Source organism: Streptomyces sp. 3211.6 (assembly GCF_003634815.1).
Lineage (GTDB): Bacteria > Actinomycetota > Actinomycetes > Streptomycetales > Streptomycetaceae > Streptomyces > Streptomyces katrae_A.
In genome coordinates, this window is record NZ_RBXC01000001.1 from 1,501,550 (window position 1) to 1,523,350 (window position 21,801).

A 21,801-nucleotide genomic window follows, 5' to 3' on the forward strand; every position below is an offset into this window, starting at 1 on the left:
GCGGTGCCCCCACCTGCGTAAACGCACAGCTCGAGCCCCAGTAGAATCCCTACACGTGACAGCCAAGCCCCGCATCCCCAATGTCCTGGCCGGCCGCTACGCCTCCGCGGAGCTCGCCGTCCTGTGGTCCCCCGAGTACAAGGTGACGCTGGAGCGGCGGCTGTGGCTCGCCGTCCTGCGCGCCCAGAAGGACCTCGGCATCGAGGTCCCGGACGCCGCCCTCGCCGACTACGAGCGCGTCCTGGAGACCGTCGACCTCGGCTCCATCGCCGAGCGCGAGAAGGTCACCCGGCACGACGTGAAGGCCCGGATCGAGGAGTTCAACGCCCTCGCCGGCCACGAGCACGTGCACAAGGGCATGACCTCCCGCGACCTCACCGAGAACGTCGAGCAGCTGCAGATCCGGCTCTCGCTGGAGCTGGCCCGCGACCGCACCGTCGCCGTGCTGGCGCGTCTGGGCAAGCTCGCCGGCGAGCACGCCGAGCTGGTCATGGCCGGCCGCTCCCACAACGTGGCCGCGCAGGCCACCACCCTCGGCAAGCGCTTCGCGACCGCCGCCGACGAGCTGCTGGTGGCCTACGACCGCCTGGAGAACCTGCTCGAGCGCTACCCGCTGCGCGGGATCAAGGGCCCGGTCGGCACCGCCCAGGACATGCTCGACCTGCTCGGCGGGGACGCCGCCAAGCTGGCCGACCTGGAGCAGCGCATCGCCGCACACCTCGGCTTCTCCCAGGCCTTCACCTCGGTCGGCCAGGTCTACCCCCGTTCCCTCGACTACGACGTGGTCACCGCCCTGGTGCAGCTGGCCGCCGCCCCGTCGTCGATCGCCAAGACGATCCGCCTGATGGCCGGCCACGAGCTGGTCACCGAGGGCTTCAAGCCCGGCCAGGTCGGCTCCTCCGCGATGCCGCACAAGATGAACACCCGCTCCTGCGAGCGCGTGAACGGCCTGATGGTCATCCTGCGCGGCTACGCCTCGATGACGGGCGAGCTGGCCGGCGACCAGTGGAACGAGGGCGACGTCTCCTGCTCCGTCGTCCGCCGGGTGGCCCTGCCGGACGCCTTCTTCGCCTTCGACGGCCTGCTGGAGACCTTCCTGACGGTCCTCGACGAGTTCGGTGCCTTCCCGGCCGTCGTGGCCCGCGAGCTGGACCGCTACCTGCCGTTCCTCGCGACCACCAAGGTGCTGATGGGCGCGGTGCGGGCCGGCGTGGGCCGCGAGGCCGCCCACGAGGTCATCAAGGAGCACGCCGTCGCCTCCGCCCTGGCCATGCGCGAGCAGGGCGCCGAGCGCAACGAGCTCCTCGACAAGCTCGCGGCCGACGAGCGGATGCCGCTGGACCGCGCGCAGCTGGACGCCCTGATGGCCGACAAGCTGTCCTTCACGGGCGCTGCGGGCGACCAGGTCGCGAGCGTGGTCTCCCGTATCGAGGCCATCGCCAAGGAGCACCCGGAAGCCGCCGGTTACGCCCCCGGGTCGATCCTCTGACCCCCGACGAGCTCGAAGCCGCCCGCGACCGCGTCCTCCCGGATGTGGTCGCGGGCGGTCTGCGTGTGCTGTTCTGCGGTATCAATCCGGGCCTCCTCTCCGCCGCGACGGGCCACCACTTCGCCCGCCCCGGCAACCGTTTCTGGCCGGTCCTGCACCTGTCCGGCTTCACCCCCCGCCTGCTGGCCCCCGCCGAGCAGGAGGAACTGCTCGCCTACCGCCTGGGCATCACCAACGTCGTCGCCCGGGCCACCGCCCGCGCCGACGAGCTGAGCGCCGAGGAGTTCCGCGAGGGCGGCCGGATCCTGACGGCGAAGGTGGAACGGCTGCGCCCGCAGTGGCTGGCCGTGGTCGGCATCACCGCCTACCGCACCGCTTTCCACGAACCGAGGGCCGTCATCGGCCCCCAGGAGCGCACCATCGGCACGACCCGGATCTGGGCCCTTCCCAATCCGAGCGGGCTCAACGCCCACTGGACCGCGGCCTCCATGGCCGAGGAGTTCGCCCGGCTCCGCGAGGCCTCGCAGGACCCCTCCGGCTCCTGAGCCCCGCCCCCGGCTACGGCGGGTCGACGACGGTGACCCCCGCCGTCAGCAGGAAGGGCAGCTCCTTGTCCCACTGCGTCACGCACACCAGCAGCCACCGGTCCTCGGCCCGCCACAGGTGCACGTGGTCGGTGCTGCCGCAGAGCTCCTGCCAGGGCTCGGGTATCTCCTCCCCGTCGAACTGCCGGTAGAGCAGCGAGTCCAGCGCGAAGACCTGCGGCGCTCCCCACCGGTCGGTGAGGGCCTGGACCAGCGCCCCGTACTCGGCGTTGATCTGGTCGGCGGCCTCCTCCCGGCCGGACCCGTCGTCCTCCCAGAAGTCCCGGGTCCGGCTGAGCCCGACGAGGTGGTGGCCCGGGCCGCCGCCGTACTCACCGGACGCCTCCCTGCCGGCCGGGAATGCCCTCGCCCGGAGCCGGTCGATCGTGTCGAGGTGCTCTGCCGTGGTCATGCCGTCAGTATCGCGGTGGCCACTGACAACTGGCCCTGCGTCAAGCCGCCCTGCGCCGCACCGCCAGCCAGCCGCCGGCCAGTGCGGCACCGGCCCACAGGGTGAGCACGCCCAGCCCGCTCCACGGCCCGAGGTGTCCCCCCGCCTGGCTGTGCATCACCAGCTGTCCGGCCCGGTCCGGAAGGAACTCGGCCACGCCGCCGGTGGCCGCGCCGACGATGAAGGACACCATCAGGAAGAGGGGTATGAGCAGGCTCAACACGAGCGCTCCGCTGCGGAGCAGGGCCGTCAGTCCGGCCGCGAACAGGGCGATCAGGGTGAGGTAGAGGCCGCTGCCGACGATGGCGCGGTAGCTGCCGGGATCGCCGAGGTGGAGGGCGTACGGGCCCATGGCGGCCTGGCCCGCGACGAAGGTGAGGACGCCGGTGACCTGGCCCACGAGGAGGGCGAGTCCGCCGATCACGGCCATCTTCGACAGGTAGAAGCGGGTCCGGTTCGGCACGGCCGCCAACGAGGTGCGCAGGGCGCCGTTGTGGAACTCGGCGGACAGGGCGGTGGTGCCGAAGGCCATGGCGGCGATCTGGCCCCAGAAGATGCCGTAGTAGGCGGCGAAGAGGGGGTCCTCCCCCAGGGCGCCGCCCTCGGCCTGGCCTATCGCGGCGGCGGTCAGTGTCTGGATGCCGACCGTTGAGGCGAGGATCATGATCAGCGCGGTGAAGCTGCCGCGCAGGGACCGTATCTTGATCCATTCCGAGTGCAGGACGGGGCGGGTGGGCAGAGCGGTGCTCATGGCGGGGCCTCCTTCGGTGCGGGGGTTCAGCGGGTGGCGGCGAACTGGGCGTGTTCTGCGGTCAGGTCGAGGTAGGCCTGCTCCAGTGAGGCCCGCTCGTCGGTGAGTTCGAGCACGGGGACGCCCTCACGGGCGGCCAGCCGGCCGAGCTGCTCGGCCTGTATGCCCTCGACGGTCAAGCGCCCGCCGTCGGCGTCGGCCAGCTCGAACCCCTCCCGGGCCAGGGCCGTCCGCAGCCGGGCCGGTTCGGAGGTGCGCAGCCGCACCCGCGGGGTGCTGCGGGCGTCGATGAACTCCTCCATCGACGTGTCGGCCAGCAGCCGGCCGCGGCCGAGGACGATCAGGTGGTCGGCGAAGGCCGCGGTCTCCGACATCAGGTGGCTGGAGACCAGGACGGTGCGGCCGTCATCGGCCAGCTCGCGCAGCAGCTCGCGGATCCAGACGATGCCCTCCGGGTCGAGGCCGTTGGTGGGCTCGTCCAGGAGCAGGACCTCCGGGTCGCCGAGCAGGGCCGAGGCGATGCCCAGGCGCTGGCGCATGCCGAGGGAGAAGGACTTGACCCGCCGGCCGGCCACCGAGGCGATACCGGTCTGCTCCATGACCGCCCGCACCCGGTCCGCCGGGATCCCGCCGGCCGCCGCGAGCATGCGCAGGTGGTCCCGCGCGGTGCGCCCTCCGTGCGCCGCCTGGGCGTCGAGGAGCGCCCCGACCCGGCGCAGCGGGTCCCGGAGGTCCTGGTAGCGCTCTCCGCCGATGGTGGCCGTGCCCGAGGTCGGGCGGTCCAGACCGAGCAGCAGGCGCATCGTGGTCGACTTCCCGGCGCCGTTGGGTCCGAGGAAGCCGGTGACCCGCCCGGGCAGGACATCGAAGGTGAGGTGGTCCACGGCCGGGGAAGCGCCGTAGGCCTTGGTCAGTTCGCGGAACTCGATGCTGTTCATGTCTCAAGGCTCGCCGTCGGCCCCCGCCCCCTCCCTCCCCCATGCGAGGGTCCCGTCTCCCCCGTACGGGGGAGACGCCCGGTGATCGGGCGCTGCGACGATGGGGGCATGTACCGACTCCTGCGCGCTCCGTTCCAACCAGTGACGTACTCCCGCTGGTTGCACCTGTGCGTACCCGTGCTGCTGCTGGCCGTATGGCTGTTCATAGACCCCGGGAAACCGTGGATGCCGCTGCTGATCGTCGTGCCCTTCGGCTTCGTGCCCTGGGTCCGGATGGCCGAAGGGCTCCAGGCACGGTTCCTGCTCGCCCCGTACGAGCGGGACGGCGCCGACGGCACCATAAGCGCGGAGCCGTCCGCGCGCTGGGCCGATCGCTGGCGGACGCTGCTGTGGCTGGAGACCCGGATGCTCTTCGCCGCGGTCGCCCTGGGCGCCACGGTCTGGCTGCCGGTCATCACCCTCGACCTGATCGCCCTGGCCTGCGGACGCGGGCCGAGCAAGGAGCTGGAGTGGATCCTGCCGGACACGACCGCCCCGTGGGTGGCGGTGGCCTTGGCGCCCCTGCCGCTGGTCCTGCTGGTGGTGGTCGTGTTCCTGCTCGGCGAGCTGATCACCCTGGTGGCGGGCCGGCTGCTGGGCCCGTCGGCCGCCGAGCGGCTCAGTGCGCTGGAGGCCCGTACGGAACAGCTGTTGGAACGGACCCGGATCGCGCGGGAGCTGCACGACTCCATCGGGCACGCGCTGACGGTGGCGGTGGTGCAGGCGGGGGCCGCGCGGGCCGCCGGTGACCCGGAGTTCACCGACCGCGCGCTGAACGCGATCGAGGAGACGGGCCGGGCCGCGCTGGAGGATCTGGAGCGGGTGCTGCTGGTGCTGCGGGAGTCGGCGCAGCCGGCCTCGCAGCGGCCGACCCTGGCCGAGGCGGACCGCCTGCTGGAGTCGGCCCGGGCCTCGGGGGCTGCGGTGGAGGCCGAACTGTCGGGTGCGCTGGAGGAGTTGCCCGGCCCCGTCACCCGGGAGGGGTACCGGATCCTGCAGGAGGCGCTCACGAACGTGCTGCGGCACTGCGGGCCCGTCCCGGTCCGCGTCCGGGTCGAGACGACCGGGGGCCGGCTGGAGCTGGAGGTGACGAACCCCCTGCCGGAGGGCCCCTGCGTCAGCACGGGCGGGGGAAGCGGACTCCGCGGGATGCGGGAGCGGGCGTCGCTGCTCGGCGGCGAAGCCGAAACCGGCCCCCACAAGGGGGTCTGGCGGGTGCGCGCGAGGCTTCCGCTGGAGCGAATACGCTGACCGGATGCCGGTTACCGTACTGCTCGTCGACGACGAACCCCTGGTGCGCGCGGGTCTGCGCGCGGTCCTGGACTCCCAGCCCGACATCGAGGTGGTGGGGGAGGCGGCCGACGGGGCGTCCGTCATCCCCCTCGTCCGCCAACTGCGCCCGGACGTGGTGGCGATGGACGTGCGGATGCCGCTGCTCGACGGGATCGAGGCGACCCGGGCGGTCCTGCGGTCGGTGGACTCGCCGCCGAAGATCATCGTGGTGACGACCTTCGAGAACGACGAGTACGTCTACCAGGCGCTGCGCGCAGGGGCCGACGGTTTCCTGCTGAAGCGGGCGCGGCCCGCGGAGATCGTGCACGCGGTGCGGCTGGTGGCGGAGGGGGAGACGCTGCTGTTCCCGGCGGCGGTGCGGTCCCTCGCCGCCGAGTACGGCAACCGGCAGGCCCGCGCCGTCCTGGAGCGGGCGGCGCTGACCGAGCGGGAAGAGGCGGTCCTGCGGCTCATGGCGCGCGGCCTGACCAATGTGGAGATCGCCCGCGAGCTGATCGTCGGCACGGAGACGGTCAAGTCGCACGTCAGCGCCATCCTGGGCAAGCTGGGGGCCCGTGACCGCACCCAGGCGGTGATCACCGCGTACGAGTCCGGGTTCGTCTCGCCGGCGTGAGGGGGCCGCTTCTCGCCGCGACGGCGGGGGCGCAGTACGATCCGGCTGACAGGGCCGCTAGCTGGGAGGACACACGTTGGGGCAGCTGACCGGCGGGGATCCCTCTCTGCTCAGGCGGATCAATTCGGCCGTGGTGCTGCGCGCGCTGCGCGCTGCCGAATCGCCGACGCTCACCGACCTGACCCGGGTGACCGGGCTCTCCCGGCCGACGGTCGAGGGGGTGGTGGAGGGTCTGATGGGCGCCGGCCTGGTGGTCGAGGCCGACGCGGAGGAAGGCGCGCGACGGCAGGGACGGCCGGCGAGACGGTTCCGGTTCCGGGCCGAGGCGGGCCATCTGCTGGGCATCGAGATCGGCTCGCACCGGATCGCGGTACTGCTGTCCGGCCTCGACGGCCGGGTGATCGGGGCCGGGACGAAGGACGTGGCCGAGACCGCGTCGGCCGACGAGCGGCTGGAGCGGGTCAGGGTGGCGGTGGCCGATCTGCTGCGCCGGGCCGGCATCCCGCGCGACTCGCTGCGGGCGGTCGGGGTCGGCAGTCCGGGCATCGTGGAGGCCGACGGCACCGTCCGCCTGGGTACGGCGCTGCCCGGCTGGACCGGGCTGCCCCTCGGGGAGCGGCTGCGGCGCTCCTTCCGCTGTCCGGTCCGGGTGGAGAACGACGCCAACGCGGCGGCCGTCGCCGAACACTGGAAGGGTGCGGCGCGGGACACCGACGACATGGTGTTCGTGATGGCCGGCCTCAGCCCGGGCGCGGGCTCCCTCATCGGCGGCCGGCTGCACCGCGGCTTCGGCGGTGCGGCGGGCGAGATCGGCGCACTGCACCTGCTGGGACGGGAAGCCAGCCCGGAGCGGCTGCTGTCGACGACGGGCGAACCGCTGCATCCGCTGGACGAGCCGGCGGTCGCCGAGGTCTTCGCGATGGCCAAGCGGGGCGACGAGCAGGCGGTGGCCGCGGTGGAACGGTTCCTCCAGCGGCTGGTGCACGACGTGGCGGCGCTGGTGCTGGCGATGGATCCGGAGCTGGTGGTGGTCGGCGGGTGGGCCGCCGGACTGGACGGGGTGCTCGAACCGCTGCGGCGGGAGCTGGAGAGGTACTGCCTGCGGCCGCCGCGGGTGGCGTTGTCGCTGCTGGGTGAGGCCGCCGTGGCCACGGGGGCGCTGCGGCTCGCGCTGGACCATGTGGAGCGGGAGCTGTTCGCGGTGGAGAGGACCGTCACCGCCAGGTGACTCCGCCGGGGGGCGGGGGCGGTGCTGCCCGGCGGCCCCGCCCCCGCCCCGCTCTGTCACCGTTTCCGCCTCAAGAGCCGGCGGGGCCGGAAGGGCCCCGGACTCCTGCGGCTACCGCTGAAAGGGCCCCCGCGCGGGGCTGCATACCGCCCCGCGGCTTCAGGAGGCGGCGCGGGTCTCCGTGATCTCCATGCCGGAGTCGCCGAAGGTGAGGCGGCAGGTGTCGGCGCGGTAGGTGGCCACCGAGACGGCGGCCGTGCCCTCCGCGGTGAAGTAGCGGGTGGTGACCACGAGTACCGGGGCGCCCGGCAGCCGGTCCAGTTCCTTGGCGTCGTCGGCGCGGGCGGAGCCCAGCTCGACCGACCGGTCCTGCCCGTCCAGGGCGAGCCGCTGGAGTTCCCGCAGGACGGCGCGCGCCCGCGCGGGCCCGGCGAGGGCGTCGATGGCGGACAGCCCGGGTACGGAAGCGGCGGGCACGTACAGCAGTTCGGCCGCTACGGCCTGGCCCTGGGTGACGCGGGTCCGGCGCACCGTGTGGACCGCCTGGCCGTCGTCGGTGCCGAGCAGCGCGAGGACCGCGCCGGCCGGGACGGCCTCGACGGCGTCCACGGCCTCCCAGCCGTCGGCGCCCTCGCCCGGCCAGCCCTGCCCCGTGCTGCCGACGGCCACGCCCACGCGCGGCGGGGCGACGGTCGTGCCGACCCCGCGGCGGCGCTGCAGGCGGCCTTCGAGTTCGAGCTGCTCCAGGGCCTGCCGCAGGGTGGCGCGGGCGACTCCGAAGCGCGCGGCGAGCTCACGCTCGTTGGGCAGGACCTCGCCGACCGCGAAGTCCCGGTCCAGCGCTTCGCTGAGCACGGTCTTGAGGTGCCAGTACTTCGGCTCCGGTACCGATTCGAGCTGCGTGGTCCCCACCCTGACTCCTCCTGCGATCGCCGCCGTCGCCGTGTCCGGCGGTGGTTCCAGCGGCAGTTCCGCGCCGCAGTTCCGCGCCGCAGTTCCGCGCCTTTGTTTATTAAAGGTTCCTGCACTATCCCTGCGACGATAGGACGGTGCACCCCCTTGGTCAAGACCAATCCTGGCCAGCCTGCCGGGCAGAACGGGCATATGTAGCAAGACGTTCACGGGATGTTCGTGCCCACCGCACGTTTCCCCAAGCTCCCGCGTCGACGGCTACCGGACGGTAATGATGGGGCGGTCGTCTCCGACGGCCCCTCCCACTCGCGCCCACCCGACGAGGAGCAGCATGACCGCCACGGTCTCCTTCACGATCGATTCGCCGCTGGGTCCCCGCACCGCCACCGTCGCCCACGAGCGCAAGGGGGCGGGCGAACCCCTCCTCCTGCTGCACGGCATCGGCCACCACCTGCAGGCCTGGCACCCGGTCTCCGACATCCTGGCGGCCGAGTACGACGTGATCTGCGTCGACCTGCCCGGCTTCGGCGCCTCCGAGCCCCTTCCGCCGGGCGTCCCCTACGACCTCGCCACCGTCGCCCCGGCGCTCGGGAAGCTCTGCGCCGCGCTCGGTGCCGAGCGTCCGCACGTCGCGGGGAACTCCCTCGGCGGGCTGCTCGCCCTCGAGATGGGGCGCCTGGGTCTCGCCCGCTCCGTCACCGCCCTCTCCCCCGCCGGGTTCTGGACGGAGGCCGAGGGGGTGTACGCCTTCTGCGCCCTGCGCGCGATGCGGGCCGGCGCCCGGGCCCTGCCCCACTCCCTCCTGGAACGGCTCGCCCGCAGCGCCGCCGGCCGCGCCGCGCTCACCGGCGCCATCTACGCCCGCCCGGGCCGCCGCGCCCCGGAGGCCGTCGTCGCCGAGACCCTGGCCCTGCGGGGCGCCACCGGCTTCGAGCGGACGCTGGCCGCGGGTGACTCGGTCCGGTTCACCCACGACCTGCCCGGGCTGCCCGTGACGATCGCCTGGGGCTCCCGCGACCGGCTGCTGCTCCCCCGCCAGGGCCCGCGCGCCAAGCGGACGATCCCCGGGGCCCGGCTGGTGCGGCTGCGGGGCTGCGGACACGTCCCGATGAACGACGACCCCGCGCTGGTCGCCCGGGTCATCCGCGACACGGCGCACGGCACGGAACCCGCCGCCGCGCAGGGCCCGGCGCACGACACCGCCTCCGACGACGGCGCCCGCATCGACGCCTGACGGCGCGGCGGCCGCGGCCGCGCCGGTCGTGATCGGCTGACGGGTGTTCATCCACGGTTCGCGTGGGCGACCCGGCCGGTCCGGTGTGCGACGGCACACTGGTCCGGCCATCCCCCTGCCGTCCCTGGAGACGCCCCCATGGCCTCGATGCCGCACACCCGACGGTCCCTGCTCGGCGGGTCACTCGCCGTGCCGGTGGGCCTGGCCCTGTCCACGGCGCTCGCCGCGCCCGCACTGGCCGCCTCGCCGCGGGTCCCCGCCTTCACCCGCTCCGGCCGCCCGGCCGCCCTCTGGGGCGTCCAGGCCGGGGAGATCACCGCGCACTCGGCCACCGTGTGGACGCGCTCCGACCGGCCGGCGCGGATGTACGTCGAGACCTCCCCGAGCGAGTCGTTCCGTTACGGCGTCCACCGCCACGGCGGGCCCTTCCTCGGGCCGGCCACCGACTTCACGGGCACCACCACCCTGCGCGACCTCCCTCCCGGCCGGCAGCTCCACTACCGGGTCGTGCTCACCGACCCCGACGACCCCCGCCGCTGCGGCGAGCCGGTGCGCGGCAGCTTCCGCACCACCCCCGTCTCCCGCCGCCAGAGCGTGCGCTTCCTGTGGTCCGGCGACCTGGCGGGCCAGGGCTGGGGCATCAACCCGGAGCTGGGCGGGTACCGCGTCTTCGACGAGATGCGGCTGCGCGACCCCGACTTCTTCCTCTTCAGCGGCGACACCATCTACGCCGACGGGCCGCTCAAGGCGGCCGTGCCCCTGCCCGACGGCCGCGTCTGGCACAACGTCACCACCGAGGAGAAGGCCAAGGTCGCCGAGACCCTCGCCGAGTTCCGCGGGAACTTCCGCTACAACCTGCTCGATCACAACCTGCGCGAGTTCTACGCCCAGGTCCCGGTCCTGGCCCAGTGGGACGACCACGAGGTGCGCAACAACTGGTACCCGGGCCAGCTGCTCGACGACCCGCGCTACACCGTCAAGGACGTCGACACCCTCGCGGCCCGTGCCCGCCAGGCCTTCGGCGAGTACTTCCCCGTGACCGACCTGCGGGGCGGGCGCGCGGAGGGGCGGATGTACCGGGTGCTGCGGCACGGCCCGCTGCTGGACGTGTTCGTGCTCGACATGCGCACCTATCGCGACGCCAACTCGCCCGGCCGTCAGAGCGACGACCCGGTCGGCATCCTCGGCACCGAACAGCTGGCCTGGCTCAAGCGGGAGCTGTCGCGCTCCCGGGCCACCTGGAAGGTGATCGCCGCCGACATGCCGCTGGGCATCGTGGTGCCCGACGGGGCCGTGGACTTCGAGGCGGTCGCCCAGGGCGACCCGGGGGCCCCGCTGGGGCGCGAGCTCCAGATCGCCGACCTGCTGCGCCACATCAAGCACCAGCACATCACGGGCACCCTCTGGCTCACCGCCGACGTCCACTACACCGCCGCCAACCACTACGCCCCCGAGCGCGCGGCCTTCGGCGACTTCGCCCCGTTCTGGGAGTTCGTCTCCGGGCCCATCGGCGCGGGCGGCTTCCCGGCCGGCAAGCTGGACGCCACCTTCGGGCCGCGCACCGAGTACGTGCAGTCGGCGCCGGTCGCGAACATGTCCCCGGCGGAGAACCCCCCGTACTACGGCGAGGTCGAGATCGACGGCGACAGCGGGGAGCTCACCGTGCGGTTGCGCCGCCAGGGAGGCGGCGTACTCTTCACCCGGGTGCTCCAGCCGGGCCGCGTGGGACAGCCGTGAGCGTCGTGAGCCACGTGAGCCTCGTGAAAACACCCGGCCGACCAGGACGGTTCAGCTGAAATCGGCTGGAAAACCGGGAGAAACCGGCCAGATCGACACTTAACCAGTCGGTCACAGACCGTTCGCGATCACGCAACACCCGGGCGCCAGAGTGGTCTGCATGACTGACCGTACCCCTGCCTCCCGCGCCCCGCGTGCCCACCGCCACCACCACTGGCGCCGGGACCTCGTCGAACTCGCCGCCCTCTTCTGCGCCGTGGCCGTCGCCGACGGCATCGCCAACCTCGTCGCGCACGGCCCGAGCGGCCCGCTCCTGCTGGTCGCCTCGGCCGTCGCGCTCCTGGTCACGGCGGCCTTCCACACCTGGTGGGCCCGCCGGCACAGCCATGCGCCGCCGCCCGGTGGCGCGCCGGCCTCCGGTCCGCCCGCGCCCGACCCGCAGGAAGCCCCCGCCACCGCCGCACCGGCCACGGCCGGCGCCCTGTGGCGGATGCGGACGACCGTGCGCGACGAACCCGGCAGCCTCGCCTCGCTGTGCACGGCCCTCGCCCGGGCCGGCGTGGACATCCTGACCCTCCAGACCCACCCCCTCCCCGAGGGCGGCACGGCCGACGAGTTCCTGCTGCGCGCCCCCCGGGACCTGGCCAGCGCCGACCTCACCCGGGCCGTCGCCCGGGCCGGCGGCCGCAGCACCTGGATCGAGCGCGCCGACGCCCACGACCTGGTGGACACCCCCACCCGGGTCCTGGGCCTGGCCACCCGCACCGCCCTGGACGCCGCCGAACTCCCCCTCGCACTGCGCCAGCTGCTGGGCCGCTGCACCATCCGGTCCATCCCCGCCACGACCCTCTCCGGCCGCCCCAACACCGGCGGCGACGCCCCCGTGGAGGGCGTCCTGGAGACCACGGTGATGCGGCTGCGCGACCCCTCGGGCGGCGCGATCACCGTGGAGCGCCCGTATCTGCCCTTCACCCCCACCGAGTTCGCCCGGGCCCGCGCCCTGGTCGAGCTGGACGCCCGTCTGGGTCCCCGCGTCCCGCGCAGCCAGGACGTGCTCACCCTCCCCGAGGGCAACGAGATCACCGTCCGCCGCGCCGACGGCTCCGACCTCGCGGCCGCCCGCGCCATGCACGACCGGTGCAGCGAGCGCACCCTCGCCCTGCGCTACCACGGCCCCGTCGCCGACGCCGACCGCTACCTCGGCCACCTGCTCAGCCCCCGCTTCGGCCGCACCCTGGCCGCCACCACCGCCTCCGGCCGGCTCGTCGCCCTGGGCCACCTGCTGTGGGACGGGGACGAGACCGAGGTCGCCCTGCTCATCGAGGACGACTGGCAGCGCCGGGGCATCGGTTCGGAACTGCTGCGCCGGCTCCTCGCGATGGCCGTCGAGGCCGGCTCCGACAGCGTGTACGCCGTCACCCAGGCCTCCAACACCGGCATGGTCGCCGCCATGCGCGGCCTCGGCCTGCCCCTCGACTACCAGATCGAGGAGGGCACCCTGGTGATCACGGCCCGGCTGGAGCGGGTGAAGGCCGTCAGGCGCCGGGAATCCGCGCTCCGACAGGAGAACAAGCCCGTATGGTGATGACGGCGGGGCGCCCTCCGTACGAAGATGTCCGCATGTCAGAGACCCTCCACAGCGACAGCGCAGCCCTTCTGCCCCGCCAGGTCGCCGACGCCTACGTCGACGAGCTCATCGCCATCAACCCGATCATCGGCACCTACCTCGGTGTCGCCGCCAGTTCCGGCAAGCTCCCGGACTTCTCGCCCGCCGGCCGTGCCGCGGCCGCCCGGCTGTCGCGCGAGACCCTCGCGCGGCTCGACGAGGCCGAGCGGCTGCCCGGCGCCGACACCGACGCCGAGCGGCGCTGCGGCCGTCTGCTGCGCGAGCGCCTGAACGCCGAACTCGCCGTCCACGAGGCCGACGAGGACCTGCGCGCCGTCAGCAACATCCACTCCCCGGCGCACGAGGTCCGCGAGGTCTTCACCCTCACCCCCGCCGACACCGAGGAGGACTGGTCCGCGATCGCCGAGCGGCTGCGCGCCGTCCCGGCCGCCTTCGACGGCTACCGCGCGTGCCTGGCCCTCGGCCTGGAGCGCGGGCTGCTCGCCGGCCCGCGCCCCACCGCCACCTTCATCGGCCAGCTCACCACCTGGGCCGGCCAGGACGGCGACGGGGAACGGGACTTCTTCGGCGCGTTCGTCTCCGCCGGCCCCGACGCCCTGCGCGCCGAGCTCGACGGGGCCGCCGCGACCGCCACCGCGGCCGTGGCCGAACTCCGCGACTGGATGCGCGACGTGTACGCCCCGGCCGTCGCCGGCGCCCCGGACCCGGTGGGCCGCGAGCGCTACGCCCGCTGGTCGCGCTACTTCAACGGGACCGACCTGGACCTGGACGAGGCGTACTCCTACGGCTGGGCCGAGTACCACCGCCTGCTCGGGGAGATGAAGGCCGAGGCGGCCAAGATCCTCCCGGACGAGCCGAACCCGTGGAACGTGCTGCGCCACCTGGACGAGCACGGCACCCACATCGAGGGCGTGGACGAGGTCCAGGCCTGGCTGCAGGGCCTGATGGACGAGGCCATCGAGAACCTCGACGGCACCCACTTCGAGCTCGCCGAGCGGGTCAAGCGGGTCGAGTCCAAGATCGCCCCCTCGGGCGGCGCGGCGGCCCCGTACTACACCAACCCGTCGGAGGACTTCTCCCGCCCGGGCCGCACCTGGCTGCCCACGATGGGCCAGACCCGCTTCCCCGTGTACGACCTGGTCTCCACCTGGTACCACGAGGGCGTTCCCGGCCACCACCTCCAGCTGGCCCAGTGGACGCACGTGGCCGACCAGCTCTCGCGCTACCAGGCGAGCGTCGGTCTCGTCAGCGCCAACGCCGAGGGCTGGGCGCTGTACGCGGAGCGCCTGATGGACGAGCTGGGCTACCTCAAGGACGCCGAGCAGCGCCTGGGTTACCTGGACTGCCAGATGATGCGCGCCGCGCGCGTGATCGTGGACATCGGCATGCACCTGGGGCTGGAGATCCCGGCGGACTCGCCGTTCCACCCGGGCGAGCGGTGGACGGTGGACCTGGCGCAGGAGTTCTTCGGGCGGCACAGCGGCCGGCCGGCGGACTTCATCGAGAGCGAGGTGACCCGCTACCTGTCGATGCCGGGACAGGCCATCGGCTACAAGCTGGGCGAGCGCGCCTGGCTGCTGGGCCGGGACAACGCCCGCGCCGCGCGCGGCGAGTCCTTCGACCTGAAGGCCTGGCACATGGCGGCGCTGTCGCAGGGTTCGCTGGGTCTGGACGACCTCGTGGACGAGCTCTCGCGGCTCTGATCCCTCCCGGACGCGCCGACGGCCGCCCGCTCCCCCTCGGAAGGGGAGGCGGGCGGCCGTCGTACGCGGGGGCGGTTCAGCAGCCGCAGTCGTCGGAGTCGGTCGGGGCGGTCAGCGGGTCGGCCTCGGCGCGCTGCTGCGGGCCCTCCCAGGTCTCGACCTCGAAGCCCTCGCGGATCCAGTACTCGATGCCGCCCAGCATCTCCTTGACCTGGAAGCCGAGTTCGGCCAGGGCGAGGGCGGAGCGGGTGCCTCCGTTGCAGCCCGGGCCCCAGCAGTAGGTGACCACGGGGAGGTTCTTGTCGAGGAGCTTCTCGGCCTGTTCGGGGATCAGCGCGGTGGGCAGGTGGACCGCGCCGGGCACGTGGGCCTGGTCCCAGGACGGGGTGGAGCGGGAGTCGACGAGCTGGAAGCCGAGGTCGGCCCCCTGCTCGCGGTGCGCCTTGAAGGCCGCGGCGACGTCGGACACGTCCGCGTGGAAGGCCAGGCTGGCCGCGAAGTAGGCGGCGGCCGCGGCCGGGCTGGCCGGGGGGACCCGGAGCACGGGGTTGGCGGGGGCGGGGGCGGTCGTGGTGTTCGTCGTCGTCATGGCTCAAAATCTACGAACCCCTGATCATTCCGGGAAGTGGGATTCCCCGGCCTTCGCCTTGTCCGGCCGGGGAATCCCCTGCTAGACCTCCGCCATGACCGGATATTCCCCCGACGCCACCGACTGGCGCATCCTGGCGGTCCTCCAGCAGGACGGCCGGGCCAGCTTCACCGAACTCGCCCGTGCCGTGTCCATGTCCGCGAGCGCCGTCACCGAGCGGGTCCGCCGGATGGAGGAGGCCGGGATCATCACCGGCTACACGGCCGTCGTGGACCACGAAAAGCTCGGCAAGGCGATCCTGGCGCTGGTGCGGCTGCGCTATCCGCACGGCAACTACAAGCCGTTCCACGACTTCCTGGAGGCGACCCCGGAGATCCTGGAGGCCCACCACGTCACCGGCGACGACTGCTTCGTCCTCAAGGTGGCCGCCCGTTCGATGGCGCACCTGGAGGAGGTCACGGGCCGGATCGCGGGCCTCGGCCCCGTGACGACCAGCATCGTGTACTCGTCCCCGCTGGCGCGCCGGCCGCTCAGTCCGTGACCCCGGCGGTGCGGTGGCGCACCACGGAGCCGCCGCGCTGCTTGACGATCTCCAGCTGGGCCTGGACCCGGGTGCGCAGGTCGCCGACGTGGCTGACGATGCCGACGCTGCGGTCGCGTTCGCGCAGCGAGTCCAGGACGTCGAGGACCTCGTCGAGGGCCTGGTCGTCGAGGCTGCCGAAGCCCTCGTCGATGAAGAGGGTGTCCAGGCGCATGCCGCCCGCCTCGTCGGTGACCACGTCGGCCAGGCCCAGGGCCAGGGCGAGCGAGGCGAAGAAGGTCTCGCCGCCCGAGAGGGTGGCGGTGTCGCGTTCGCTGCCGGTCCAGGAGTCCACCACGTGCAGCCCCAGGCCGGAGCGGCCGCGACCGCTCGCCCGGGCGTCGGAGTGGACGAGGGTGTAGCGGCCGCCGGACATGCGCAGCAGGCGTACGGTCGCGGCGGCGGCGACCTGCTCCAGCCGGGCGGCCAGCACGTACGACTCCAGCCGCATCTTGCGCTCGTTGTCGGCGGAGGTCCCCGCGGTGAGCCCGGCGAGGCGGGCCACGCGCTCGTAGGCCTCGCGCAGCGGGCCCAGGGCGCGCAGTTCCTGTTCGACCTGGCGGGAGAGCCGGTCCAGTTCGGCGCAGCGGACGCGGGCGGCGTCCACGGCCGAGGCGGCGGTGCGCAGCCGGGCGGCGGCCCGTTCCCCGGCGGCCTCGGCCGCGGCCGCGTCGGCCGGGGGCAGGGCGGCAGCCGCGGCGGTGTCGGTCTCGGCGCGCCGGTCGGCGAGCATCGCCTCCTCGGCCTGCCAGGCGTCCAGGCGGTGCTGGAGGGCGGTGCGCTCGTACTCGGGGAGCACGGCCTCGGCGGCCGCCTCGGTGGTGTCGAAGCCGGCCTTGAAGGCGGCGTCGGCGAGCCGGTCGTCGGCCTCCTTCAGCCGGGCGGTGGTCTCCTCGGCGCGGCGCAGGGCGGCGGCGGCCGTGGTGACCATCCGGATGCGGTCCTCCAGGGTGCGGGCACGGGCCGCGACGCTGGGCGAGTCGCCCCGGACGAGGACGAGTTCGGCTTCGAGGGCGGCCTGTTCCTCGTCAAGGGCCTCGCGCCGGGAGGCCCGGGCGGCGGCCCGGCGCTCGGCCTCGAGCCGGTCGGAGCTGCGCGCCTCGTGCTCCCGTTCGGCGCGGGCGAGGCGTTCGCGGGCCGTGTGGAGTCCGGCGGCCTCGGCGTGGGCGGTGGCGTGGCGGGCGCTCAGGTCGGCGGTGAGGGCGAGGAGTTCGGCGGTGGTGGCGTCGCCCGCGGCGCCGGCCGCCTCGGCCTCGGCCTCCCGGACGGCGGCGAGGCGCCGTTCGGCGGCCGTCCGGCGTTCCTCGGCCTGCTCGAAGCGGGCGTGGGCGGCGTCCTCGGCGGCCCGGTCCACATGGCCGGGGGCGGGGCGGGCCGGAGCGGGATGCTGCGCCGATCCGCACACCGTGCAGGGCTCCCCCGGGGTCAGGGCGGCGGCCAGCTCGGCGGCGATGCCGCGCAGCCGGGCCTCCTTGAGGTCCAGCCAGCGCTCCTTGGCGGCGAACGACTCCTCGCGTGCGGAGTCCAGCTCTGCGGCGGCGGCTGCGGCGTCGGCGGCGAGGGAGTCACGGCGCCGGGCGGCGGCCAGCTGCGTCCGGGCGGGCTCCAGCCGGCCCGCGAGCTGCTCGGCGAGGGTGAGGGCCTGCTGGGCGGCGTCGACCCGCTCCTGCAGGGCGGCGCGGGTGGCCTCCCAGCGGGCCAGCCACTCGGCGGACTCCTGGTGCTGCTCGTCGGCGTCACGGGACTCGCGCTCCAGCGTGGCCCGCTCGCGGCCGATCTCGGCGCTGCGCTGTTCCGCCCGCTGGGCGGCGCCGGCCGCGCCGAGGTCCTCGCGCAGGCGCTGCTCGACGGCGCCGAGCTGCTCGGCGCCCGCCCCGGCGAGGGCGGGGGGCAGCTCCGCCCGGGCCAGGCTCTCGGCGTGCGCGGCGGTGAGGTGGGCGGCGGCCGCGGCCCCGCGCAGTTCCAGGGCGGGGGCCACGAGGGCGCCCCGGCGGGCCCGGTCCAGCAGCTCCCGCACCCGGGCGCGCTCCGGCTCGGCCTGCGCCAGCAGGTCGGCCCGGCGGGCGGTTTCGGCGTGGCGGCGCTGGAGCCGGTCGAGTTCCCGGGCCTCGTCAGCGGCGCGCCGGGCCGCGGCGTGCCGTCCCTCGGCGGCCGCCAGGGCATACTCGGCGACGGTGAGCCGCTCGCGGGCGGAGCAGCGGGCGACGGCGGCCCAGGCCCGGACGGCGCCGGCGAGGCCGGGGTCGCCGGGCTGGTGGGCGGGCAGGGGCCAGGCCCGCAGGTCGGCGCTGTCCCCGGCGGCCTGGGCGAGGCGCTGGGCGGCGGCGAGCACCTTCTCGTCGCCGGCCCGCACCTTGGCCTCGGCGGCCCGGCGGCGTTCGGCGAGCAGGGTTTCGACGGCGGCGAAGCGGCGGGTGTCGAAGAGGCGGCCGAGGAGCCGGCCGCGGGCTTCGGCGCCGGCCCGCAGGAACTGGGCGAACTCGCCCTGCGGGAGGAGGACCACCTGGCAGAACTGCTCGCGGCTCATGCCGAGGAGCTGTTCGATCTCCTCGCCGATCTCCTGGTGGGAGCGGCTGAGCGCGGTCCAGCCCGCCCCGGTGTGCTCGCGCAGCCAGGACTGGGCCTTGTCCTTGGTGGTGCCGGTGCCGCGCTTCTTGGGGCGGTCCTGTTCGGGGCGGCGGGTGATCTCGAGGCGGCGGCCGCCCACGGTGAGTTCGAGGGTGACCTCGGTCGGGGTGCCGGGGGCGGCGTGGTCGCTGCGCAGGGTGGTGCCGGGGGCCTGGCGCGAGCCGGGCACGGAGCCGTACAGGGCGTAGCAGACGGCGTCGAGCACGGAGGTCTTGCCGGCGCCGGTGGGGCCGTGCAGCAGGAAGATCCCGGCGCCGGAGAGGGCGTCGAAGTCGATGCTCTGGGGTGCGGCGAAGGGTCCGAAGGCGGTGATCTCCAGCCGGTGCAGCCTCATCGGCCGGCCTCCAGACGGCCGTCCTCGGCCCGTACGTCCTCGAACGCGCCGCGCAGGACGGCCCGTTCGGCCTCGTCGGCGGTGCCGCCTCCGCGGACGTGGGCGACGAAGTCCTCGGCGATCTCCTGGTCGCTGCGGCCCCGCAGGCGCTGGGCGTAGGAGGCGTCGCCGTCGTCCTGGCGGCCCTCGGGTTCGAAGGCGAGGCTGAGGGTGTGGGGGAAGCGGGCGGTGAGCCGGGCCATGGGGTCCTGGGGGCGGACGGGGTCGGTGAGGACGGCCTCGATCCAGCTGTCCTCGCGGCCGGTGAGCGCGGGGTCGTCCAGAAGGTCCTCCAGGCGGCCGCGGAGCCGGGCGAGCGGGCGGGGGACGGGGGTGTCGAGCCGTTCGGCGGTGATCTCCCCGGCGGGGCCGAGTTCGACGAGCCACATGCTCTTGCGGTGGTCGGCCTCGGAGAAGGAGTAGGCGAGCGGGGAACCGGAGTAGCGGACCCGTTCGTTGATCGTCTGGCAGCCGTGGAGGTGGCCGAGGGCCGCGTAGTCGACGCCGTCGAAGACGCGGGCGGGTACGGCCTCGACCCCGCCGACGGCGATGTCGCGTTCACTGTCGCTGGCCTGCCCGCCGGTGACGAAGGCGTGCGCGAGGACGACGGAGCGGGTGCCCTCGGGCCGGCCGGCCAGGTCGGCGCGGATCCGGTCCATGGCGGCGCCGAGGACGGCCTCGTGGCTGACCTTCTCCGTGGCGAACTCGTCCTTGACCAGGGCCGGTTCGAGGTACGGCAGCCCGTAGAGGGCGACGTCGCCGTGCGCGTCGGCCAGCAGCACGGGGGCGGCGCAGCCCGCCGGGTCGGTCCTGAGGTGGATCCCGGCCCGGCCGATGAGTCCGGCGCCGACGCCGAGCCGGCGGGCGGAGTCGTGGTTGCCGGAGATCATCACGGTGGGCACGCCGAGGTCGGCGAGCCGGTGCAGCGCCCGGTCGTAGAGCTCGACGGCGGGCAGCGGGGGCACGGCCCGGTCGTAGACGTCCCCGGCGACGAGGACCGCGTCGACCCCGTGTTCGCGCACGGTCTCGACGAGGTGGTCGACGAAGGCGGCCTGGGCTCCGAGCATGTTCACGCGGTGGAACGACCGGCCGAGGTGCCAGTCGGAGGTGTGCAGGAACTTCACTCGACCGCTCCGACCCGCACGTCCGCTCTCCTCCACGCCTGCCGCCCGCACCGGCGCACCCCTGCGCGCCGGCCATCCAAGGTAACCCGTCCCCGCCCCCGCCCCGGCCGCCTGCGCCCGGACTCAGCCCTCCCCGTAGGCCTCTCCGCCGAGTGCGAACCCGGCGGTTCCCGCGGTGACGTCGTTGAGCCACGCCCGGAAGGACTCCACGTCCGCCTCGGGCAGGCCGATGTCGATCGAGACGGCCTCCCCGTAGCGCACGTCCAGCACGGCGCGGCCGGTGGAGCGCAGGTCGTTCTGCGTCTTGCCGGCCCGCTGGTGGTCGACCGTGACGGTGGCCAGCCGGTAGCGGTGGCGGGTGACGGTACCGAGCGCGTCGAGGGCCTCCCCGACGACCCCGCCGTACGCCCGGATCAGCCCGCCCGCACCGAGCTTCACGCCGCCGTAGTACCGGGTGACGACGGCGACGGCGTAGCGCACGTCGCGCCGGGTGAGCATCTGCAGCATGGGCACACCGGCGGTACCGCCCGGCTCCCCGTCGTCGCTGGCCTTCTGGATGGAGGCGTCGGCGCCGATCACGTAGGCGAAGCAGTTGTGCGTGGCGGTGGGGTGCTCGCGCCGGATGCGCGCGATGAACTCCTGCGCCTCCTGCTCGGTCGCGGCGGGCGCGAGCGAACAGAGGAAGCGCGACCGGTTGATCTCGGCCTCGTGCGACCCCTCACGGGCCACCGTCTCGTACTGGTCTGCCTTCACCGCTCCACCCTACGGGGAATCGGGCTGGGGTCCTTTTCGTTGATCCGGCGGAACCGGTGGGACCATCCGCCGGGGCAGGCGGCAGCAGGAGGCGGCACGTGTACGGCGATCAGGAGACCATCCGCAGGATCCTCACCGAGCTCGGCGACACCTGGGCGGTGGTGGGGCTGTCCAACAACGAGGACCGGGCGGCCTACGGTGTGGCCAAGGTGCTCCAGCGGTTCGGCAAGCGCGTCGTGCCCGTCCACCCGAAGGCGGAGACGGTGCACGGGGAGCCGGGCTACCCCTCGCTGGAGGCCATCCCCTTCAAGGTGGACGTGGTGGACGTCTTCGTGAACAGCACGCTGGCCGGTGAGGTCGCGGACGAGGCGGTCGCCGCCGGGGCCGAGGCCGTCTGGTTCCAGCTGAACGTGATCGACGAGGCCGCCTTCGCCCGGACCCGCGAGGCCGGGCTGGCGATGGTGATGGACCGCTGCCCCGCCATCGAGATTCCGGCGCTCTAGCCCCCGTCAGCGGTGGCCGTCCGCCCCCTGCACGGGCGGGATCGAGACGGCCATGGTCATCTCCATCGCCACCGCGCCCTCGTTGCGGTAGGCGTGCGGGACGTTCGCCTCGAAGGAGACGGCGCCGCCGGCCGGCACCACGTGCCGGGCGTCGGCGACCTCGAGGGTCAGCTCTCCCTCCGTGACGTGCAGCATCTCGAACGTTCCCGCCGGGTGCGGGTCGGATGAGGTGCCGTCGCCGGGCTCCAGCCGGTAGGTCCACATCTCCACCGGGCCGCGCCGGTCGTCGCCCAGCAGCATGCGCGCCTCGCTGCCCGGTTCGCCGGACCACATCCGGACCCCCTGCCCCGGGAGCACCACGTGCACCTGCGGGCTGCGGTCGTGGTCGAGCAGGGTGGTGATGCTCACCCCGAGGGCGTCGGCCAGTTTGACCGTGGTGCCGACGCTCGGGTTCGTACGGGCCTGCTCGATCTGGATGATCATGCCGCGGCTGACCCCCGCGCGGGCCGCGAGCGCGTCCAGGGTGAAACCGCGCTCCCCGCGCCACCGCTTGAGGTTCCGGGCGAGCGCCTGGGTGAGCTGTTCGAGATCCGACACCATTCCGTCCAATATTTTGGATGACACAGTTCAACAGACTGAACTAACCTGCGGT

20 protein-coding genes are annotated in these 21,801 nt (G+C 74.1%); 11 read left to right on the forward strand and 9 right to left on the reverse strand.

Features of this window, described 5'->3' with window-relative positions; all coding sequences use genetic code 11:
- The first annotated feature begins 55 nt into the window (after nt 1-55).
- Both purB and mug read left to right on the forward strand, forming a co-directional pair.
- Nucleotides 56-1,489, forward strand: a complete 1,434-nt coding sequence (gene purB, locus BX286_RS06990; protein ID WP_079424719.1) for an adenylosuccinate lyase — start codon at nt 56-58, stop codon at nt 1,487-1,489.
- A complete protein-coding gene (mug, locus tag BX286_RS06995) occupies nt 1,486-2,034 on the forward strand; it encodes a G/U mismatch-specific DNA glycosylase (RefSeq protein ID WP_079431589.1) in 549 nt (182 codons plus the stop codon). The genes purB and mug overlap by 4 nt, the downstream gene beginning before the upstream one ends.
- A 13-nt stretch (nt 2,035-2,047) precedes the next feature.
- Here the strand turns inward: mug and BX286_RS07000 are convergent, their stop codons facing one another.
- Genes BX286_RS07000 through BX286_RS07010 form a run of 3 tightly spaced genes read right to left on the reverse strand, consistent with a single transcriptional unit; the run spans nt 2,048 to nt 4,213 of the window.
- Nucleotides 2,048-2,485: a hypothetical protein gene (locus BX286_RS07000; RefSeq protein ID WP_121014734.1), complete on the reverse strand. Its 438-nt coding sequence runs from the start codon at nt 2,483-2,485 to the stop codon at nt 2,048-2,050.
- 40 nt (nt 2,486-2,525) lie between these two features.
- The gene (locus BX286_RS07005; RefSeq protein ID WP_121014735.1) at nt 2,526-3,275 is read right to left on the reverse strand and encodes an ABC transporter permease; all 750 of its coding nucleotides are present in this window, start codon (nt 3,273-3,275) and stop codon (nt 2,526-2,528) included.
- A gap of 26 nt (nt 3,276-3,301) precedes the next feature.
- Complete coding sequence (locus BX286_RS07010) at nt 3,302-4,213, reverse strand: ABC transporter ATP-binding protein (RefSeq protein WP_079424725.1); 912 nt, start codon at nt 4,211-4,213, stop codon at nt 3,302-3,304.
- A gap of 108 nt (nt 4,214-4,321) precedes the next feature.
- Between BX286_RS07010 and BX286_RS07015 the strand changes: the two genes are divergently transcribed.
- The 3 genes from BX286_RS07015 to BX286_RS07025 all read left to right on the forward strand — a co-directional run bounded on the left by BX286_RS07015 (nt 4,322) and on the right by BX286_RS07025 (nt 7,386).
- Complete coding sequence (locus tag BX286_RS07015; RefSeq protein WP_079424726.1) at nt 4,322-5,503, forward strand: sensor histidine kinase; 1,182 nt, start codon at nt 4,322-4,324, stop codon at nt 5,501-5,503.
- A 4-nt stretch (nt 5,504-5,507) separates the two neighbouring features.
- Nucleotides 5,508-6,158 carry a response regulator transcription factor gene (locus tag BX286_RS07020; RefSeq protein WP_079424728.1) on the forward strand — a complete coding sequence of 217 codons (651 nt, stop codon included), beginning with the start codon at nt 5,508-5,510 and terminating at the stop codon, nt 6,156-6,158.
- A gap of 76 nt (nt 6,159-6,234) precedes the next feature.
- Nucleotides 6,235-7,386, forward strand: a complete 1,152-nt coding sequence (locus BX286_RS07025; protein WP_079424729.1) for an ROK family transcriptional regulator — start codon at nt 6,235-6,237, stop codon at nt 7,384-7,386.
- Nucleotides 7,387-7,545: 159 nt separating this feature from the next.
- On the opposite strand, the gene BX286_RS07030 is transcribed toward BX286_RS07025, so the two are convergent.
- A complete protein-coding gene (locus BX286_RS07030) occupies nt 7,546-8,298 on the reverse strand; it encodes a GntR family transcriptional regulator (RefSeq protein WP_079424731.1) in 753 nt (250 codons plus the stop codon).
- Nucleotides 8,299-8,629: 331 nt separating this feature from the next.
- On the opposite strand from BX286_RS07030, the gene BX286_RS07035 reads away from it, so the two are divergent.
- From BX286_RS07035 to BX286_RS07050, 4 genes are all read left to right on the forward strand, one after another.
- Nucleotides 8,630-9,532, forward strand: a complete 903-nt coding sequence (locus tag BX286_RS07035; protein WP_079424732.1) for an alpha/beta fold hydrolase — start codon at nt 8,630-8,632, stop codon at nt 9,530-9,532.
- Between the two features lie 138 nt (nt 9,533-9,670).
- Nucleotides 9,671-11,269, forward strand: coding sequence for an alkaline phosphatase (locus BX286_RS07040; RefSeq protein WP_398898275.1), 1,599 nt, complete (start codon nt 9,671-9,673; stop codon nt 11,267-11,269).
- A gap of 160 nt (nt 11,270-11,429) precedes the next feature.
- Entirely contained in the window at nt 11,430-12,854 is a 1,425-nt protein-coding gene (locus BX286_RS07045) for a GNAT family N-acetyltransferase (protein ID WP_121014736.1), read from the forward strand.
- 35 nt (nt 12,855-12,889) lie between these two features.
- On the forward strand, nt 12,890-14,599 hold the full coding sequence (locus BX286_RS07050; RefSeq protein WP_121017592.1) for a DUF885 domain-containing protein: 1,710 nt from the start codon (nt 12,890-12,892) through the stop codon (nt 14,597-14,599).
- 76 nt (nt 14,600-14,675) lie between these two features.
- Here the strand turns inward: BX286_RS07050 and BX286_RS07055 are convergent, their stop codons facing one another.
- Nucleotides 14,676-15,188 (reverse strand): rhodanese-like domain-containing protein, encoded by a 513-nt coding sequence (locus BX286_RS07055; RefSeq protein ID WP_079424735.1) that lies wholly within the window; start codon nt 15,186-15,188, stop codon nt 14,676-14,678.
- 94 nt (nt 15,189-15,282) lie between these two features.
- Between BX286_RS07055 and BX286_RS07060 the strand changes: the two genes are divergently transcribed.
- Entirely contained in the window at nt 15,283-15,729 is a 447-nt protein-coding gene (locus tag BX286_RS07060; protein WP_121014737.1) for an Lrp/AsnC family transcriptional regulator, read from the forward strand.
- Here the strand turns inward: BX286_RS07060 and BX286_RS07065 are convergent.
- From BX286_RS07065 to BX286_RS07075, 3 genes are all read right to left on the reverse strand, one after another.
- Nucleotides 15,719-18,730 (reverse strand): AAA family ATPase, encoded by a 3,012-nt coding sequence (locus BX286_RS07065; RefSeq protein ID WP_121014738.1) that lies wholly within the window; start codon nt 18,728-18,730, stop codon nt 15,719-15,721. The genes BX286_RS07060 and BX286_RS07065 overlap by 11 nt on opposite strands.
- Nucleotides 18,727-19,893, reverse strand: coding sequence for an exonuclease SbcCD subunit D (locus BX286_RS07070; RefSeq protein ID WP_121014739.1), 1,167 nt, complete (start codon nt 19,891-19,893; stop codon nt 18,727-18,729). Before BX286_RS07070 ends, BX286_RS07065 begins: the two co-directional genes overlap by 4 nt.
- Before the next feature lie 123 nt (nt 19,894-20,016).
- Nucleotides 20,017-20,646, reverse strand: coding sequence for a YigZ family protein (locus BX286_RS07075; protein WP_079424743.1), 630 nt, complete (start codon nt 20,644-20,646; stop codon nt 20,017-20,019).
- Between the two features lie 98 nt (nt 20,647-20,744).
- On the opposite strand from BX286_RS07075, the gene BX286_RS07080 reads away from it, so the two are divergent.
- Nucleotides 20,745-21,149 carry a CoA-binding protein gene (locus BX286_RS07080; protein WP_079424749.1) on the forward strand — a complete coding sequence of 135 codons (405 nt, stop codon included), beginning with the start codon at nt 20,745-20,747 and terminating at the stop codon, nt 21,147-21,149.
- Between the two features lie 6 nt (nt 21,150-21,155).
- Here the strand turns inward: BX286_RS07080 and BX286_RS07085 are convergent, their stop codons facing one another.
- Nucleotides 21,156-21,746 (reverse strand): helix-turn-helix domain-containing protein, encoded by a 591-nt coding sequence (locus BX286_RS07085; RefSeq protein ID WP_079431592.1) that lies wholly within the window; start codon nt 21,744-21,746, stop codon nt 21,156-21,158.
- Nucleotides 21,747-21,801 lie beyond the last annotated feature (55 nt).